Genomic DNA, 16624 nt, shown 5'->3' on the forward strand with positions numbered 1-16624 from the left:
CAGGGCTCCGGCCCTATTACTTGTTCTTGCGGACTTCGTTGCGCACCTTAACCGTGGCGTCGGAGAGTTCCTTCGCGGACATCACGTTGCCGGTGGCGGAGCTGGAGGCTCCGTAGGGAGAGCTGCTCTTGGGGAGTCGGTGCTGCACGATCCCCATTGCGCTGGTGTCACCCCAGATGCAGGTCGAGCTCTCGACCGAGGACGAGACGGAGGCGTAGGTGACCGTCGTCTTCTCGGTCTTGCACTTCATTACCGCGCCGTCGAAGCCACTGGGGGAGAAGTCGGTGAAGGGCGTGATCGTCTCAGTCTTGGACTGGACGCCCTGCACCTTGTTCCTGTCCTCGCTCATCTTGGCGATCACAGCGTTCACGGTCTTCTTGGGATCGGCGATCGTCCCGTAGACACCACTCACCGACATGGCCTGCTTCTCGGGGTTGGAGTAGACCTGCGAGACAGCCGCGCCGTTCTCGATGCCGAACGCCTTGGCGTCCTTGTCATCGGCCAGGCTCTTGGGGTCCTTGTCCGGGCTGCTCGACGTCGACGCCTTCGTGTACTTCCCGTCGAGCAACGTCTCCGGCATCACGATCGTGTAAGGGGCTACATCCCCATCCCCGTTCCCGCCCGTGAAGAACAGGAATCCCCCCACGATCGCGCCCACCACGACCACGGCCCCGACCGCGATCCCGATCGCCTTGCCCTTGCCGCCGCCCTGCGGCGGCACCGGCGGCGGGTACTGGCCCGGCATCCCCGGCTGCTGGTAGCCGGCCGGCTGACCGTAGGGCCCCGGCTGCTGCGGTGCGCCGTACGGCGGCTGCGGCTGCTGGCCGTAAGGGGGCTGGGGCTGGCCCGCGTACGGCGGCGGGGGCGGCGGGGCCTGCTGCGGGTAACCGTAACCGGGCTGACCGGGCGCGCCGGCGCCCTGGCCGTACGGGGTCGGCTGCGGCTGCCCGTAGGGGCCCGGCTGGTTGAAACTCATCGTGACTCTCTCGATCCGTGGGGGGACTGGGACTCTCGTGACAGTCCGATCATCCTTCCCGATGTCTTACGCGGGCTTTACCACTGGGTGGCAACGGTTTCGGAACAGTTGACGTCCGGCCCGCCGTTCACTACCCCGCCTCGACCCGTACGTCCTGGCGGAGCTTCGCCGACCGGGAGGCGGCCTCGTCGAGGGAGAGGTCCTGGCCCTGCACGATCAGCGTCGCGTCCAGGGCGAACACCGTCCCGATCGTGCTCTTGTCGGCCCAGATGCACAGCGGCATCCTGAGGTCCTTGCCGCTTCCGTCGCGGTTGCCCCACTTGGTGACCTGGCACTTCATCACGGCGTCGCCGATCCCGTCCGGGGTCATCCGCTGGGGGCTGCCCTCGAACTCCGTCTTCGACTCGGGGTCGCTGTCCTTCGCGGCCGCCGCCGAGGTGCTGCTGAACAGACCGTCCACCAGCGCCTCGGGGTCACGTACGTCGTCGCCCCACGCGCCGGTGAACCTGATCAGCTTCTGCGAGCGCTTGTCCTCGCCGCCGCTCTTGTACGTGCCCGAGACGCTCTCCGGGTTGGTCATCCCCAGCTTCTTGAGGTCGTCCAGTGCCTTGGAGTCGAAACGGGTGCCCTCGCCGTCCTTCTTGTACTCGCCCGAGATGACCGTCTCGGGTATGACGAGCTTGTAGCGCTTCGTAGTCGGCGTCGGGCTCGGGCTGGGGGAGGCGGTGCTCGCGGAGGGCGAGGCGACGGTCTTGTCGTCGTGGCCCTTCTTGTCGTCGTTCCCGGTGAGTACGAGCGCGCCCGCCACGATCGCCCCCACCACGACCACCGCGCCGACGGCGATCGCGATCGCCTTGCCCTTGCCACCGCCCTGCGGCGGAACCGGCGGCGGGTACGCGCCCCAGCCGCCCGGCTGCTGCGGCGGCGCGCCGTACGGCGGGGCGGGCGGCTGCTGCGGGAAGGCGGGGGGCTGTCCCGGGGCGGCGCCCGGCGGGACCGGCTGGGCGTACGGATTCGGCTGCTGGGACGGTTGCTGCGGCGGCTGCTGCCCGTACGGTCCCGGCTGGTGCTGGCTCATCAATGGCTCCCCGTGCTGAAGATCGGTTCCGAGCCATCCTTACCGACCGCCCGGCCGGGCTCCGCCCCGGGCCCGAATGGATTCGTAACCCCCGCACACGCCCCCGTAGACTTCCCCCGTGACCGAGAACACTCAGCGCCCCGACAGCGGGCCGAACGACAGCAACCCCGAACTGCCGACCCAGTACGCGCCGGCCGATGTAGAGGGGCCGCTGTACGAGCGCTGGGTGGAGCGGGGCTACTTCGAGGCCGACGCCTCGAGCGGCAAAGAGCCGTACACCATCGTCATCCCGCCGCCGAACGTCACCGGCTCGCTCCACCTGGGCCACGCCTTCGAGCACACGCTGATCGACGCCCTGACCCGCCGCAAGCGGATGCAGGGGTACGAGGTGCTGTGGCAGCCCGGCATGGACCACGCCGGTATCGCCACGCAGAACGTCGTCGAGCGCGAGCTGGCCAAGGAGGGCAAGTCCCGCCACGACCTCGGCCGCGAGGCGTTCGTCGAGCGAGTGTGGCAGTGGAAGGCCGAGTCGGGTGGTCAGATCTCCGGGCAGATGCGTCGCCTCGGCGATGGCGTCGCCTGGTCCCGTGAGCGCTTCACCATGGACGAGGGCCTGTCCAAGGCCGTCCAGACGATCTTCAAGAAGCTCTACGACGACGAGCTGATCTACCGCGCCGAGCGCATCATCAACTGGTGCCCGCGCTGTCTGACCGCGATCTCCGACATCGAGGTCGAGTACCAGAACGACGAGGGCGAGCTCGTCTCGATCCGCTACGGATCCGGGGACTCGGAGATCGTCGTCGCCACGACCCGCGCCGAGACGATGCTCGGTGACACCGCCGTGGCCGTCCACCCCGAGGACGAGCGGTACAAGCACCTGGTCGGCACCGAGATCGAGCTGCCGCTCACCGGCCGCCGGATCCCGGTCGTCGCCGACGAGCACGTCGACCCGGAGTTCGGCACGGGCGCCGTCAAGGTCACCCCGGCCCACGACCCGAACGACTTCGAGATCGGCCAGCGGCACGACCTGCCGTCGCTGACCGTCCTCGACGAGCGCGCCGTGATCACCGCGCACGGCCCCTTCCAGGGCCTGGACCGCCTGGAGGCCCGCTCCGCCATCGTCGCCGCCCTGCGCGCCGAGGGCCGGATCGTCGCCGAGAAGCGCCCGTACGAGCACTCCGTCGGCCACTGCTCGCGCTGCAAGACGACCATCGAGCCGCGCCTTTCCATGCAGTGGTGGGTCAAGGTCGCCCCGCTGGCCGAGGCCGCGAGCAAGGCGGTCAAGGACGGCGACGTCGCCATCCACCCGAAGGAGATGGAGTCCCGCTACTTCGGCTGGGTCGACAATCTCCACGACTGGTGCATCTCGCGCCAGCTGTGGTGGGGCCACCGCATCCCGGTCTGGTACGGGCCGAACGGCGAGATGGTCTGCGTCGGACCGGACGACGAGGCGCCCACGGGCGAGGGCTGGCACCAGGAGACCGACGTCCTGGACACCTGGTTCTCCTCCGGCCTGTGGCCCTTCTCCACGCTCGGCTGGCCCGAGAAGACCGAGAGCGTCGAGAAGTTCTACCCGAACTCCGTCCTGGTCACCGGCTACGACATCCTCTTCTTCTGGGTCGTCCGGATGATGATGTTCGGCATCTACGCGATGGACGGCACCCCGCCGTTCCACACCATCGCCCTGCACGGCATGGTCCGCGACCAGTTCGGCAAGAAGATGTCGAAGTCCTTCGGCAACGCGGTCAACCCGTTGGACTGGATGGACAAGTACGGCTCCGACGCCGTCCGGTTCACGCTCGCCCGTGGTGCCAACCCCGGCGTCGACGTGCCGATCGGCGAGGACTGGGTCCAGGGTTCGCGGAACTTCGCGAACAAGATCTGGAACGCCACCCGCTTCGCGATGATGAACGGCGCGACGATCGACGGCGCGCTGCCGCCCGCCGAGCGGATGTCGGCCACCGACCGGTGGATCCTCTCCCGGCTCAACGCGGTCGTCGCCGAGGTGGACGCGCTCTACGACGACTACCAGTTCGCGAAGCTCTCCGACACGCTGTTCCACTTCGCGTGGGACGAGGTCTTCGACTGGTACGTCGAGCTGTCCAAGGCCACCTTCCAGAAGGGCGGTCCCGAGGCCGAGGTCTCGCGCCGCGTCCTGGGCGAGGTCCTGGACGTCACGCTGCGCCTGCTGCACCCGGTCGTCCCGTTCGTCACCGAGACGCTGTGGACCTCGCTCACCGGGCGCGAGTCCGTGGTCATCGCCGACTGGCCGGCCGACAGCGGCTTCCGGGACGCGGCGGCCGAGCAGGAGATCGCGACGGTCCAGCAGGTCGTCACCGAGGTCCGCCGCTTCCGTTCCGACCAGGGCCTCCAGCCGGGTCAGAAGGTCCCGGCCCGCCTGGACCTGACCGGCACGGCGCTGGCGGCTCACGAGGACGCGATGCGTTCGCTGCTGCGCCTCCAGCCGGCCGGCGAGGACTTCGCCGCCACCGCCTCGCTCCCCGTCGCCGGCGCCACCGTCGCCCTCGACCTCTCCGGCACCATCGACGTCGAGGCCGAGCGCAAGCGGCTGACCAAGGCGCTGGCCGCGGCCGAGAAGGACAAGGCCCAGTCCACGGCCAAGCTGGGCAACGAGGCGTTCCTCGCGAAGGCCGCCGAGGCGGCCGTGGAGAAGATCCGCAAGCGGCTGGAGACGGCCGAGGCCGACATCGAGCGGATCACCGCCCAGCTGGCGGGCCTGCCCACGGCCTAGTCCGGTCCGGGTCCCACATGGGACCCCACGGCCCTTCCACAGGCCCCTCGTCCATCCGGTCGAGGGGCCTGTTCCGTGTCCGGCGGTCGCGCATCGGCCAGAACAGCACGTACGCCGTCGACACGGCCACGAAGGCGAGCCGGATCAGGCCCTTGATGGACTCGTCGGGTACGACGAAGACGCTGCCGTAGAGAACGATCAGCGCGATCCAGCTCCACCACGGCACCAGCCGCCGCTGCCCGCACACGTCCCACAGCAGGGTGCCGAGCAGCACGGACGCGGTGTAGTAGGTGTAGACGCTGGGGTCGAGGAGGATACGGGCGTTCGCGCCCAGCAGGACGACACCGGCCCAGCGGCCGCGCCACACCGCGACCGCGCCGAGCGCGAGGCCGAGGGCGGCCTGGGCGGGGCGGGCCCAGTTGGGGGTCTCGGGGTCGTCGGCGCCGAGCCAGCGCAGCGCGGACGCCGGGTTGTTGGGGATGGTGAACTTCGCGGCGGCGAAGGAGTCCGGGGCGACGAGGAAGAACGGCAGCCAGGCGACGGCCACCAGGCCCGCGCACCACAGCACCGCGCGCAGCCAGCGGTCCCTGGGCAGGGCGAGGATCAGCGGCAGGAACGCCAGCGCGGTCGGCTTGGAGTCCATGGCCAGGGCCAGGCAGGCGCCGACGGCGGCGGGGTTGCAGCGGGTCAGGAACCACACGGCCAGCGCGGTGAAGAACAGCGCGAGCACGTCGTCCAGGTGCCCGAAGCGGACCGACACCTCGATCCACATGGGGATGAAGGCGAGCCCGGCTATCAGCACGCGCTGCCGCAGCCGCTGGTGGTTGGTGCCGGTGCCCAGGAAGTGGGTGGCGGCGCTGCGGCCGGCGAGGACGACGATGACCAGGCCGAGGGCGGACATGAACGCCGCCGCGAGGAACTGGCCGGTGTGCTCGGAGAACGGGTTGAACAGCCCCGCCACCAGGAAGCTGATGGGCCCCATCTGGAGCTCGGGATGGTGGGCGTAGAGGTTGAGGCCGCCGGTGCCGTCGCCCGACGCGCCCTGGTAGATCAGCTCACCGCCCGTGCGCAGATAGTGCCAGGAGAAGCCGCCGCTCGGCTCCACCACGGCGAACCACAGCGCGGTCCACGCCGTGAGCAGCAGCAAGTGCATCCGTGTGCTGACTTCCGGTACCCGCACAACGCTCCCGTTCCGCTGTCCGGAACCTCTCCGGACATATGTCACCGGCGGTGAGATGCCGGAAGCGGAGCGGAGGTTGCCCCGTGGGGCACTTCTGTGACTCACTTCATGGCCCGTCTCCGGGGGGCGTCCGCCTCGGCTCTCGACTCGGCCCTCGCCTCGGCTCTCGACTCAGCTCTCGACGGCGATGGGGCCGGAGGTGGCGACCTCGGCGTTGCGGCGCGTCTTGGCCCAGCCGTTGCGGCCGCGCAGCATCCGTACGAAGCCGCGCGCGGACGCCGGGAAGAGGTGGTACGCGTACAGCCACAGCGCCAGCCCCCACAGCAGGGACACGAGCAGCGACCGGCCGGGCGCGCGGTCCCGGCGGTAGACCGGGCCCCACAGCACGAACGGGGTGACGGAGACGACGGCCAGCCCGAGCACCAGCGGCCACAGGGCGAGCATGCCGCCGAACGCCTCGCCGGGACCGTCCTGGGCGGCGGTCACGCCGAGGAGGACGGACATGACGGCGCAGAGGGCGAGCGTCACCAGGTGGGCGACCGGCTGGAGGAAGGTGTAGAGGGTCTCCAGGACGCCCTTGCCGCTGTAGTGGCGCGAGGAGACGATGCGCGGCGCGTAGCGCACGCACTGGAGGTTGCCCTGCGCCCAGCGGGTGCGCTGGGTGAGGAAGCGGCGGCCGTGCGGCAGGCCCTCCTGGGAGACCCAGGTGTCGGCGATGTGGGTTATCCGGTCGCCGCCGAGGATCATGTGCAGGCCGAGCTCGTAGTCCTCCAGCAGCGCGCCGCGCTGCCAGGGGCGGCGCTCGGCGGCCGCGATGCGGTCCAGGGCGGCGAGGCGGGTGAACTGGCCGTTGCCGCCCAGGCCGACGGAGCCGGTGCGGCCGCGCAGCAGCTGCATGCCGGCGTTGGAGACGGAGAACTCCATGTCCTGCATCCGGACCAGGAGCCGCGCGAAGGCGTTCCGCAGCCGGCCGCGGTCGCCGAGCGGCCGCGGGTCCTCGGTGTTGCGCATGTGCACGCTGACCTGCACACCGCCGACCTCGGGGTCGCCGAAGCCGCCGGGGCCGCTGACCCGGGCCAGGGCGTGCGGGTCGAGCTGGCCGTCGGCGTCGATGACGCACACGACGACCTTCTCGCGGTCGGCGTCCTCCGGCAGGAACTGGTTCAGCTCGTCGTACGCGGCGTTGAGCGCCGCGCCCTTGCCCAGGCGGGCGTTGGGCCGGTGGCGCCGTACGAGGTGGACGCGGCGATCGGTCTCGGCGAGCTCGGCGACGAGGGCGCCGGTGCGGTCGTCGCTGTCGTCGTCGATGACCCAGACGTGGGCGCGGGGGTGATCGGTGCGAAGCCGTTCGACGGTCGTGCCTATGACGGCCTCCTCGTCGCGGCAGGGGACGAAGAAATGCCAGTCGATGGCGTCGGGGCTGCCGTCGACGACGGCGGGGCGCCGGAGGAAGGCGTGGCGGGCGCCCGCCCAGTAGAGCAGGAAGCAGAGCAGGAGGAAGAAGGGGAAGAGGAAGAGGAGGGGGTTGGAGAACATGGGGGTGCGGCTCCGTGGGACGGGCTTGAGAATCAAGTCCGTCCGGCGTTTGGGGACACCGCGCGAAGCGCGGTAAGGGGGTCCGGGGCTTGTCCCGGTTACAGGAAGGGACCGGGGAAAGATCAGGCGGCGGCGGCCAGTTGCGCCGGCGCGCCGATCGCCACCAGCAGCGCCACGATCCGCTCGGACGCCATCCCGTCCCCGAAGGGACTCGGCAGCGACGCCAGGCGGTCCAGGCCCGCAGGGCCCTCCGCGAGGCGCCGCCGCGCCACGATCCCGATCTCCACCCCCGGCTCCACCAGCTCCGCGAAGTCCCCCATCGCCTCCGGCCGTTCCGTGGAGCGCCGTACGACCACCAGCGGCCGCCCCAGCACCGTGCACTCCTCCTGGATCCCGCCGGAGTCGGAGACCAGCAGCGCCGCGTGCCGGGCGAGGGCGAGGAACTCGCCGTAGCCCAGCGGACGGCACACCGTCAGCCCGGCCAGCAGACCCTCCAGACCGGCCGCCTGGATACGGCCGCGCGTCCGCGGATGCAGCGGCAGCACCACCGGAATCTCCGCGGCGAGCCCGGCCAGCTCCGTGAGGACAGCCCGCAGCGCGTCGGCGGAATCCGTGTTCTCGGGGCGGTGCACCGTCGCCAGGACGTAGGAGTCCGCGGTCAGCCCGTGCCGTACGAGCAGCTCCGCGCGTGCGTCCGCGTCCGGCAGCTGGCCCCGTACCGCTTCGACGACCGTGTTGCCCGTGACGGCGATCCGCGAGTCCGCGACGCCCTCCGCGAGGAGGTTGGCGCGGTTGTCCTCGGTGGCGGCGCACAGCACGTCGGCGATGCGGTCGATGAGGACGCGGTTGTGCTCCTCGGGCATGTCGCGGTCGTGGCTGCGCAGCCCGGCCTCGACGTGCAGCAGGGGGATGCCCCGGGCGTTGGCGGCGAGCGCTCCGGCGAGCGCGGCGTTGGTGTCGCCCTGGACGACGACGGCCAGCGGCGGCTCGGCGGTGAACAGCTCGTCGAGCTGGGCGAGCGCGGCGGAGATCTGCAGGGCGCGCGGACGGCCGCCGACGCCGGTCAGGGAGGTCGGCTCGGGCAGGCCCAGCTCGGTCAGGAAGCGGCCGGACAGCTCCTCGTCGTAGTGCTGCCCGGTGTGCACCAGATGGGCGGCGGGGCCGAGGAGGCGTACGAGGTCCGTGAGCTTGACGAGCTCGGGGCGGGTGCCGAGGACGACGGCGACGCTACGGGCGGGCAGGGAGCTGTGCGGCACGAGGGACTCCTGGGGCTGGCGGGCGGTGACAGCTCCAGAGCTTCGGTGGCGTCGGTTGCGGGCCGGGACGGCTCTCGGTTGCCGGACGGTTGCGATCTTCCCCAGGGGCCCGGTTCGGGACTTCGGTCCCGGGCCGGTCAGGGACCTTCGGCGCCCCCGACAGGGCCCCTGGTCCCGCCCCCGTTCGCCTCCCCGTCCCCGTTGTAGCGGTAGCCCAGCCCCCGTACGGCCTCCAGCGGGTCCGCCGCCTCGTCGCCCGCGGCCTGGCGCAGCTTCCGCCGCAGCCGCAGCACGGCGAACTTCACCCGTTCCCGGCCGGTGCCCTCCGGGTCGTCCCACACCCGGTCCAGCAACTGATCGGTGGTGATCACCCGGCCCCGGTTGCGTACGAGCACCTGGAGCAGCCGGTACTCGATGTCGCTGAGCCGCGCCTCGTGACCCTGCCACACCGCCGAGCGGCGTTCGGGCACCAGCCGCAGCCCGCCCTCGAAGGAGTCGCCGGCCCAGCGGGCGGGGGCGCTGCGGCGCAGCAGCGCCTCGACGCGGGCGAGCAGCTCGTCGTTGCCGAAGGGCTTGGGCAGGTAGTCGTCGGCGCCGGCGCGCAGGCCGCGCACCCGGTCGGTCTCGGCGCCGCGGGCGGTGAGCAGCAGGACGGGCAGGTCGCTGAGGTCGCGGGTGCGCTCCAGCACCTCCCAGCCGTTGAGCTGCGGCAGGCCGATGTCGAGGAGCATCAGCGCGGGCCGCTCGGCGAAGAGCAGCCGCAGGCCCTCGCGGCCGTTGTCGGCGTGGATGACGTCGTAGCCCGCGCGGGTGAGGAGGGTGCGCAGGGCGAGGGCGAGGTCGGGTTCGTCCTCGACGAGCAGGACGCGCGTCATGACCGGTCCTCCCCGGTGGGGCCGGTGGCCGGCCGGGTCAGGGGCAGCCGGATCCGGAAGACGGCGCCCTCGCCCTCCGTGCCGCCGGCGGTCAGGGTGCCGCCGTGCAGCTGGACGACGGTGCGGCTGATGGCGAGCCCCAGGCCGGTGCCGGGGTAGCCGCCGGTGTGCGCGTTGGGCGCCCGGACGAATCCGGTGAAGATCTCCTCCCGGAATTCCTCCGGGACGCCGATCCCGGTGTCGGCGACCTCGATCTCCCAGTACGTGCTCCGGGGTACGGCGGTGACGGTGATCCGGCCGTCCGGTGGGGTGAACTTCGAGGCGTTCTCCAGGAGGTTGCCGAGGGCGTGCCGCAGGCGGTGCCGGTCGCCGCGCAGAGCGGGCCCGGGAACGCAGTCCAGCACGGTGAACGCGCCCGCGCCCTGGGTCGCGGCCAGGTGCTCGAAGACGGCTTCCCGCAGCATCGCGGGCACGTCCACCGTGCCGAACTCCAGCTCCGGGGCCGCCCGCATCCGGGTGGCCAGCAGCAGGTCGGCGATCACCTGCTGCATCCGGTCGGCGTTGCGCCGGATGGCGTCGAGGAAGGAGCACTGGTCCGCGCCCAGGGAGCCGAAGGCGGGGTCGGTCAGCAGTTCGCAGAAGCTGATGATGGAGGTGAGCGGGGTGCGCAGCTCGTGGGAGGCGGCGGCGGTGAAGGCGTTGCGCTGCCGGGCGAGCTCGGTGAGGGCGAGGTTGTCCCGCTCCAGATCGCGGTCGCGCCGCTTGCGGTCACTGATGTCGTGGAAGACCCACAGGGCACCCAGATGGGCCCCCTCGTGGCGCAGTGGCTCCACCTCACGCCTGATGGTGCGCCCGTCGGCGAGGGGGATCTCGGCCGTCCGGTGGACGTGCCGCCCGGCCAGGATCTCGCCGGCGGTGTGGGGGCCGGTGTGGTCGGCGGTGAAGAAGGCCTGCACGAGGTGGACGACCGGCCGCATGGGGGACCCGGGGGAGAGGTCGACCCGGCCCGCCAGGTCGAACATGCGGATGAATTTCTGGTTGACCGTCAGCACCTCGTCGGACGGGCTCTGGATCAGCGCACCGGCGGGGAGCGCCTCCAGGACCGCCTGGAGCCGGTCCCGGTCCTCGGACGGCATCTCTTCTCACCCAGCTCTCGGGGAGGCCCGTCCCGGCTCTCGGGGCGGGGGAACCCTGGAAGCCTCGTTCCCTCGAGGGAGTTTCCGGGACATCCGTGCATTCAGGACATCCGTATGAGTCAGACCGTAAGCCAAGGGAGGCGGGCGCGCCCCCGCTGCGCACCGCCGGGCGAACCCGGGCCCGCCCCCGCTCCGGCCCCGCCTGATGCCCGCGCTGTCAGTGCCCCTCCGTAGACTGGTCGACGTGACCGAGCGCCCCCTGAACCACGACAATGGCGACACCGGCCCCGGTGAGGACGACCGGTTCGCCGAGATCGTCGAAGCCGAGACCGACCGCGACCCCGACCTCGCCGTGATCGAGGCCGGCAGCCGCACCCTGCGCGCCCAGTCCGGGCCCCCGCAGGGCGACGGCGTCCCCTCCCGCCCCGCCGACCCCGAGGTCGACCGGGCGCTGCGCGAGGTGGAGGCCGAGCTGGCCGGGCGCTGGGGGGAGACCAAGCTCGACCCGTCGCTGGTGCGCATCGAGGCGCTCATGGACATCCTGGGGCACCCGCAGCGCGCGTACCCCTCCATCCACGTCACCGGCACCAACGGCAAGACCAGCACCGCCCGCATGATCGAGGCCCTGCTGGGCGCCTTCGACCTGCGCACCGGCCGCTACACCAGCCCGCACGTGCAGTCCGTCACCGAGCGCATCAGCCTCGACGGCGCGCCGATCGAGCCCGAGCGGTTCATCGAGACCTACCGCGACATCCAGCCCTACGTCCAGATGGTCGACGACCGCGAGGACTACCGGCTGTCGTTCTTCGAGGTCCTCACCGCGATGGCCTACGCCGCCTTCGCCGACGCCCCCGTCGACGTCGCCGTCGTCGAGGTCGGCATGGGCGGCACCTGGGACGCCACCAACGTCATCGACGGCACGGTCGCGGTGGTCACCCCCATCTCCCTCGACCACACCGACCGGCTCGGCTCCACGCCCGGCGACATCGCCGGGGAGAAGGCCGGCATCGTCAAGCCCGACGCCACCGTCGTCCTCGCCCAGCAGCCGGTGGACGCCGCCCAGGTGCTCCTCAAGCGCTCGGTCGAGGTCGACGCGACGGTCGCCCGCGAGGGCATGGAGTTCGGCATCGTCGCCCGTGAGGTCGCCGTCGGCGGTCAGCTGCTGACCCTGCGCGGCCTCGGCGGCGAGTACACCGACGTCTTCCTGCCGCTGTACGGCGCGCACCAGGCGCACAACGCCGTGGTCGCCCTGGCCGCCGTCGAGGCGTTCTTCGGGATCGGCTCGCAGCACGCCCGTACGCTCGACCTCGACACCGTCCGCCGCGCCTTCGCCTCCGTCACCTCCCCGGGCCGGCTGGAGGTCGTGCGCCGCAGCCCCACCGTCGTCCTCGACGCCGCGCACAACCCCGCGGGTGCCGCGGCGGCGGCCGAGGCCGTCACCGAGGCGTTCGGTTTCAGCCGACTCGTCGGAGTGGTCGGCGCCAGCGCCGACAAGGACGTCCGGGGCCTGCTGGAGGCTTTCGAGCCGATCTTCGCCGAGGTCGTGGTGACGCGGAACTCCACCCACCGCGCCATGGACCCCGACGAGCTGGCCGCGGTCGCCGTCGAGGTCTTCGGCTCCGACCGGGTGCAGGTCGAGCCCCGTCTTGACGACGCCCTGGAGGCGGCCATCACCCTCGCGGAGGAAGAAGGAGAGTTCTCCGGCGCGGGCGTCCTGGTGACCGGCTCCGTGATCACGGTCGGCGAGGCCCGACTGCTCCTGGGAAGGGACTGACATGCGAACGCTGTGCGCCAGCACTCTGATCGGTGAATTCTTCATCATCGGATTCGCCGGCCTGGTCGCCATGCAGACCTCGGATCTGTCCTCCGGCACGGTCTGGGCCGTCAGCGGCACGGCCATGGTGGTGAGCGTCCTGCTGTGCGGGATGCTCTCCCGGCCCGGTGGCGTACAGCTGGGCTGGCTGCTCCAGATCGGGCTGGTCCTGAGCGGCTTCATCGTGCCCATGATGTTCATCCTCGGTGTGGTGTTCGGCGCCCTGTGGTGGGCGTCGGTCCACTTCGGCCGCAGGATCGACGAGGCGAAGGCGCGGTTCGCCGAGCTGGCCGCCGCGGCCGAGACGGGCGCCGGCCCCGCCTGACGGGGTCCGTGCCGGGGGTGCCCGTCACCCCTGTAGCCTCTGCCGCAATACACCCGCCTGCCCGCAAGGAGCCGCACCATGACCCAGCGCACCCTCGTCCTCCTCAAGCCCGACGCCGTCAAGAGGCGCCTGGTGGGCGAGATCATCCGCCGCATCGAGAACAAGGCCGGCTGGACGATCGGGGCGCTGGAGCTGCGCACGCTGGGTCGCGAGGTGCTGGAGCAGCACTACGCCGAGCACGAGGGCAAGCCGTTCTACGAGCCGCTGATGCAGTTCATGTCCTCCGGGCCGGTCGTGGCGCTCGTGGTCGAGGGTGAGCGTGTGATCGAGGGCGTACGGGCGCTGGCCGGCCCCACCGACCCCATCTCGGCCGCTCCCGGCTCCATCCGTGGTGACTTCGGCACCATCACACGCGAGAACCTCATCCACGCGTCGGACTCCGAGGAGTCCGCCCAGCGGGAAATCAAGATTTTCTTTCCCGGCCTCGCCTGATAGCCCATCAGAGGCGTAACCATTCTGATCAGGGGCGGCCGATTTAATTTCGGTCGCCCCCTGGCATATGCGCGGCGTGCGCGGGAACCTCTCACTCCGACACGACGTCACCATTACTGGGGCGAGCTCGTGTTCCGCCCACAATGGCGGAGGAACCCTCGCACCGCGTTCGAGCCGTCGAGACTACGATGAAGCTTCCGCGCCCCGCAGCGCACCGCACACCTGCCGACCTCAAGTAAGCACTCGCTCCAGCTGGGAAGGCCAGACGTATCCTCATGGGGAACAACATGTCGTTCATCGGCCGTGACATGGCTGTCGACCTCGGGACCGCCAACACGCTGGTGTACGTCAGAGGTCGCGGAATCGTCCTCAACGAGCCCTCGGTCGTCGCCATCAATACCAACACCGGGGGCATCCTCGCGGTGGGTGCCGAGGCGAAGAAGATGATCGGCCGAACCCCCGGCAACATCGTCGCCGTGCGCCCGCTCAAGGACGGTGTGATCGCCGACTTCGAGATCACCGAGCGGATGCTCCGCTACTTCATTCTCAAGATCCATAAACGGCGCTGGATGGCCCGCCCGCGCGTCGTGGTCTGTGTGCCTTCCGGTATCACCGGAGTCGAGCGCCGCGCCGTCATCGAGGCGTCCACCCAGGCCGGCGCCCGCCAGGTGCACATCATCGAGGAGCCGATGGCCGCCGCGATCGGCTCGGGCCTGCCCGTCCACGAGGCCACCGGCAACATGGTCGTCGACATCGGCGGCGGCACCACCGAGGTCGCCGTGATCTCCCTCGGCGGCATCGTCACCGCCCAGTCCATCCGCGTCGCCGGCGACGAGCTGGACAACGCGATCATCCAGCACATCAAGAAGGAGTACAGCCTCCTTCTGGGTGAGCGCACCGCCGAACAGATCAAGATCACCATCGGCTCGGCCTACGACCTCGAACAGGACGAGCACACCGAGATCCGCGGCCGTGACCTGGTCAGCGGACTGCCCAAGACCGTCGTCATCTCCGCCGCCGAGGTCCGCAAGGCCATCGAGGAGCCGGTCAACTCCATCGTCGACGCGGTCAAGACCACCCTCGACAAGTGCCCGCCCGAGCTCTCCGGCGACGTCATGGACCGCGGCATCGTCCTCACCGGCGGCGGCGCCCTGCTGCGCGGCCTCGACGAGCGGCTGCGCCGCGAGACCGGCATGCCGATCCACATCGCCGAGGACCCGCTGGACTCCGTCGCCCTCGGCTCCGGCAAGTGCGTCGAGGAGTTCGAGGCGCTCCAGCAGGTCCTGGACGCCCAGCCCCGCCGCTGAACCACCGGTGACCCACCGCTGAACCGCCGGACCGGCCGGTCCCGACCGCTCGGGACCGGCCGTTCCAGGAATGATCCACGGATCGTCCGGCCCCTCGCGTCCGCCGGTGGCCGATAGGCGCGCGAGGGCGGCGCCCGGCGTACCCGTAGCCGGGAATCGACCTGATATACAGGCAGAACGCTCCCGATGACCGGCCCGGACCCGCAGCCGACCGGTCCGACGAGAAGGGCACGCCGCCGCACGTGAGGGACACACGAGAGAGCCGGCTGCTGCTGGTGCTGCTGGTCGCCATCGCGTTCGCGCTGATCACGGTGGACATCCGCGGCGGCGAGCATTCCCCGCTCGACGGCGTCCGGCACGCCGCCGCCTCGGCCTTCGGCCCGGTCGAGGAGGGGGTCGCCGCCGCCGTCGACCCGGTCGGCGACGCCGTCGCGGCCGTACGGGACTCCGGCGAACGGCACAACCGCATCAGCACGCTGGAGCGCGAGAACGCCTCCCTCAAGCAGCGCCTGGGCAGCGACGACCGCAACCGCGGCCGGGCCCGCGAGCTCGACGCCATGCTCAAGACCGCCGGAGCCGGCCAGTACGGCATCAAGGGCGCCCAGGTCGTCGCCATAGGAGCGGCCCAGGGCTTCTCCTGGACGGTCACCATCGACGCGGGCAGCAACGACGGCATCAAGCGCGACATGACCGTGCTCAACGGCGACGGACTCGTCGGCCGCGTCACCACCGTCGGCCCCTCCACCGCCACCGTGCTGCTCGCCAGCGACCCCAAGTTCACCGTCGGCACCCGCATGGAGAAGACCGGCGAACTCGGCTTCGCCAACGGCCAGGGCGACCGCGACCTGCGCGTCGAGCTCCTCAACGGCAAGGCCACCGTCCACGCGGGCGACCGCCTCGTCACCTTCGGCTCCAGCCGCGACAAGCCCTTCGTCCCCGGCGTGCCCGTCGGCGAGGTCACCCGTGTCGAGCCCGCCGGCGGCGGCCTCACCCGCACCCTCCAGGTCCGCCCGTACGTCGGCTACAGCAGGCTCGACATCGTCGGCGTCGTCGTCCAGCCGCCGCGCACCGACCCGCGCGACACCGTCCTGCCGCCCAAGCCCGAGGCGCCCAAGCCCACGCCCACGGTGACCGTCACCGTCACCCCCAGCCCGAGCGCCCAACCCCAGGACTGACCGATGCGTCTCAACCGGATCCTGCTCGCGACCCTGCTCGTGGTGGTCGCCCTCGTGGTGCAGGTGACCGTCCTCGCCCGCCTCCACCTGCCCGGCGCCGTCCCCGACCTGCCGCTGCTCGTCGTCATCGGCCTCGCGCTCGTCTACGGCCACACCAGCGGCGCCCTCATCGGCTTCGGCGCCGGCCTCCTCGCCGACATCGCGCCGCCCGCCGACCACGCCACCGGGCGCTACGCCCTCGTGCTCGCCCTCGTCGGCTACGCCGTCGGCCTCGTGAGACCGGAGACCGGCCGGCTCCGCTCGGCCACCGTGCCCATGCTCGTCGTCGTGGCCGCGGCCGTCGTCTCCACCCTGCTCTACGCGGGCGTGGGCTCCCTCGTCGGCGACACCTCAGCCCGCCACGTGGGCCTGACCGGCCTGCTGCTCAGCGCCGCCCTCTACGACCTGCTGCTCGCGCCCTTCACGGTGCCGCTGGTCATGGCCCTCGCGCGGCGCACCCAGAACGACCCGCTGGCCGGCGAGGGCCCCTCCACCATGGGCGGCGGCGCCGGCGAGGGCGCGTACGGCTGGCTGGGCGGCGGCGGGCGCGGCAGCCGCATCGGCAGCCAGCGCGGCGGCCTGCTCGGCAAGTCCATGCGCAACCGCGCCGGACGCGTCAAGGGGGTGAAGCGGCTGTGAGCCCGTACGCCCCGCACTCCTTCGAGGGACGATTCCCCGGCCGTC

At 71.4% G+C, this 16624-nt stretch carries 14 protein-coding genes; 7 read left to right on the forward strand and 7 right to left on the reverse strand.

Annotated elements, in window-relative coordinates; all coding sequences use genetic code 11:
* Positions 1 to 16 precede the first annotated feature (16 nt).
* Complete coding sequence (locus ACZ303_RS05215; RefSeq protein ID WP_467335202.1) at positions 17 to 976, reverse strand: hypothetical protein; 960 nt, start codon at positions 974 to 976, stop codon at positions 17 to 19.
* Between the two features lie 130 nt (positions 977 to 1106).
* The gene (locus ACZ303_RS05220) at positions 1107 to 2054 is read right to left on the reverse strand and encodes a hypothetical protein (protein WP_467335204.1); all 948 of its coding nucleotides are present in this window, start codon (positions 2052 to 2054) and stop codon (positions 1107 to 1109) included.
* Between the two features lie 118 nt (positions 2055 to 2172).
* Between ACZ303_RS05220 and ACZ303_RS05225 the strand changes: the two genes are divergently transcribed.
* Positions 2173 to 4806, forward strand: a complete 2634-nt coding sequence (locus tag ACZ303_RS05225) for a valine--tRNA ligase (RefSeq protein ID WP_467335206.1) — start codon at positions 2173 to 2175, stop codon at positions 4804 to 4806.
* Here ACZ303_RS05225 and ACZ303_RS05230 read toward each other — a convergent pair.
* The 5 genes from ACZ303_RS05230 to ACZ303_RS05250 form a co-directional block, all read right to left on the reverse strand.
* Positions 4772 to 5959, reverse strand: a complete 1188-nt coding sequence (locus ACZ303_RS05230) for a hypothetical protein (protein WP_467335208.1) — start codon at positions 5957 to 5959, stop codon at positions 4772 to 4774. The genes ACZ303_RS05225 and ACZ303_RS05230 overlap by 35 nt on opposite strands.
* A 198-nt stretch (positions 5960 to 6157) precedes the next feature.
* The gene (locus ACZ303_RS05235) at positions 6158 to 7522 is read right to left on the reverse strand and encodes a glycosyltransferase family 2 protein (RefSeq protein WP_467335209.1); all 1365 of its coding nucleotides are present in this window, start codon (positions 7520 to 7522) and stop codon (positions 6158 to 6160) included.
* 122 nt (positions 7523 to 7644) lie between these two features.
* Positions 7645 to 8778: a non-hydrolyzing UDP-N-acetylglucosamine 2-epimerase gene (wecB, locus tag ACZ303_RS05240; RefSeq protein WP_467335210.1), complete on the reverse strand. Its 1134-nt coding sequence runs from the start codon at positions 8776 to 8778 to the stop codon at positions 7645 to 7647.
* A 137-nt stretch (positions 8779 to 8915) separates the two neighbouring features.
* Positions 8916 to 9653: a response regulator transcription factor gene (locus ACZ303_RS05245; protein ID WP_467335212.1), complete on the reverse strand. Its 738-nt coding sequence runs from the start codon at positions 9651 to 9653 to the stop codon at positions 8916 to 8918.
* On the reverse strand, positions 9650 to 10789 hold the full coding sequence (locus ACZ303_RS05250; protein ID WP_467335214.1) for a PAS domain-containing sensor histidine kinase: 1140 nt from the start codon (positions 10787 to 10789) through the stop codon (positions 9650 to 9652). The genes ACZ303_RS05245 and ACZ303_RS05250 overlap by 4 nt, the downstream gene beginning before the upstream one ends.
* Before the next feature lie 244 nt (positions 10790 to 11033).
* On the opposite strand from ACZ303_RS05250, the gene folC reads away from it, so the two are divergent.
* The 6 genes from folC (at position 11034) to mreD (ending at position 16579) form a co-directional block, all read left to right on the forward strand.
* Positions 11034 to 12563: a bifunctional tetrahydrofolate synthase/dihydrofolate synthase gene (folC, locus tag ACZ303_RS05255; RefSeq protein WP_467335216.1), complete on the forward strand. Its 1530-nt coding sequence runs from the start codon at positions 11034 to 11036 to the stop codon at positions 12561 to 12563.
* A gap of 1 nt (position 12564) precedes the next feature.
* Complete coding sequence (locus ACZ303_RS05260; RefSeq protein ID WP_467335218.1) at positions 12565 to 12927, forward strand: DUF4233 domain-containing protein; 363 nt, start codon at positions 12565 to 12567, stop codon at positions 12925 to 12927.
* 78 nt (positions 12928 to 13005) lie between these two features.
* Complete coding sequence (gene ndk, locus ACZ303_RS05265; RefSeq protein WP_467335220.1) at positions 13006 to 13419, forward strand: nucleoside-diphosphate kinase; 414 nt, start codon at positions 13006 to 13008, stop codon at positions 13417 to 13419.
* A 287-nt stretch (positions 13420 to 13706) separates the two neighbouring features.
* Positions 13707 to 14726, forward strand: a complete 1020-nt coding sequence (locus ACZ303_RS05270) for a rod shape-determining protein (RefSeq protein ID WP_004950903.1) — start codon at positions 13707 to 13709, stop codon at positions 14724 to 14726.
* Between the two features lie 242 nt (positions 14727 to 14968).
* Positions 14969 to 15901: a rod shape-determining protein MreC gene (gene mreC / locus ACZ303_RS05275; RefSeq protein ID WP_467335222.1), complete on the forward strand. Its 933-nt coding sequence runs from the start codon at positions 14969 to 14971 to the stop codon at positions 15899 to 15901.
* Positions 15902 to 15904: 3 nt separating this feature from the next.
* Entirely contained in the window at positions 15905 to 16579 is a 675-nt protein-coding gene (mreD, locus tag ACZ303_RS05280; protein ID WP_467335224.1) for a rod shape-determining protein MreD, read from the forward strand.
* The last annotated feature ends 45 nt before the right edge of the window (positions 16580 to 16624 follow it).

Source organism: Streptomyces sp. NPDC023527, from assembly GCF_055560115.1.

What these genes read in the sequence shown, in the direction of transcription:
- ACZ303_RS05215 (WP_467335202.1), bottom strand. Translation starts at nt 976, where the DNA reads ATGAGTTTCAACCAGCCGGGCCCCTACGGGCAGCCGCAGCCGACCCCG.
- ACZ303_RS05220 (WP_467335204.1), bottom strand. Translation starts at nt 2,054, where the DNA reads ATGAGCCAGCACCAGCCGGGACCGTACGGGCAGCAGCCGCCGCAGCAA.
- ACZ303_RS05230 (WP_467335208.1), bottom strand. Translation starts at nt 5,959, where the DNA reads ATGCACTTGCTGCTGCTCACGGCGTGGACCGCGCTGTGGTTCGCCGTG.
- ACZ303_RS05235 (WP_467335209.1), bottom strand. Translation starts at nt 7,522, where the DNA reads ATGTTCTCCAACCCCCTCCTCTTCCTCTTCCCCTTCTTCCTCCTGCTC.
- ACZ303_RS05245 (WP_467335212.1), bottom strand. Translation starts at nt 9,653, where the DNA reads ATGACGCGCGTCCTGCTCGTCGAGGACGAACCCGACCTCGCCCTCGCC.
- ACZ303_RS05250 (WP_467335214.1), bottom strand. Translation starts at nt 10,789, where the DNA reads ATGCCGTCCGAGGACCGGGACCGGCTCCAGGCGGTCCTGGAGGCGCTC.
- ACZ303_RS05260 (WP_467335218.1), top strand. Translation starts at nt 12,565, where the DNA reads ATGCGAACGCTGTGCGCCAGCACTCTGATCGGTGAATTCTTCATCATC.
- ndk (WP_467335220.1), top strand. Translation starts at nt 13,006, where the DNA reads ATGACCCAGCGCACCCTCGTCCTCCTCAAGCCCGACGCCGTCAAGAGG.
- ACZ303_RS05270 (WP_004950903.1), top strand. Translation starts at nt 13,707, where the DNA reads ATGTCGTTCATCGGCCGTGACATGGCTGTCGACCTCGGGACCGCCAAC.
- mreD (WP_467335224.1), top strand. Translation starts at nt 15,905, where the DNA reads ATGCGTCTCAACCGGATCCTGCTCGCGACCCTGCTCGTGGTGGTCGCC.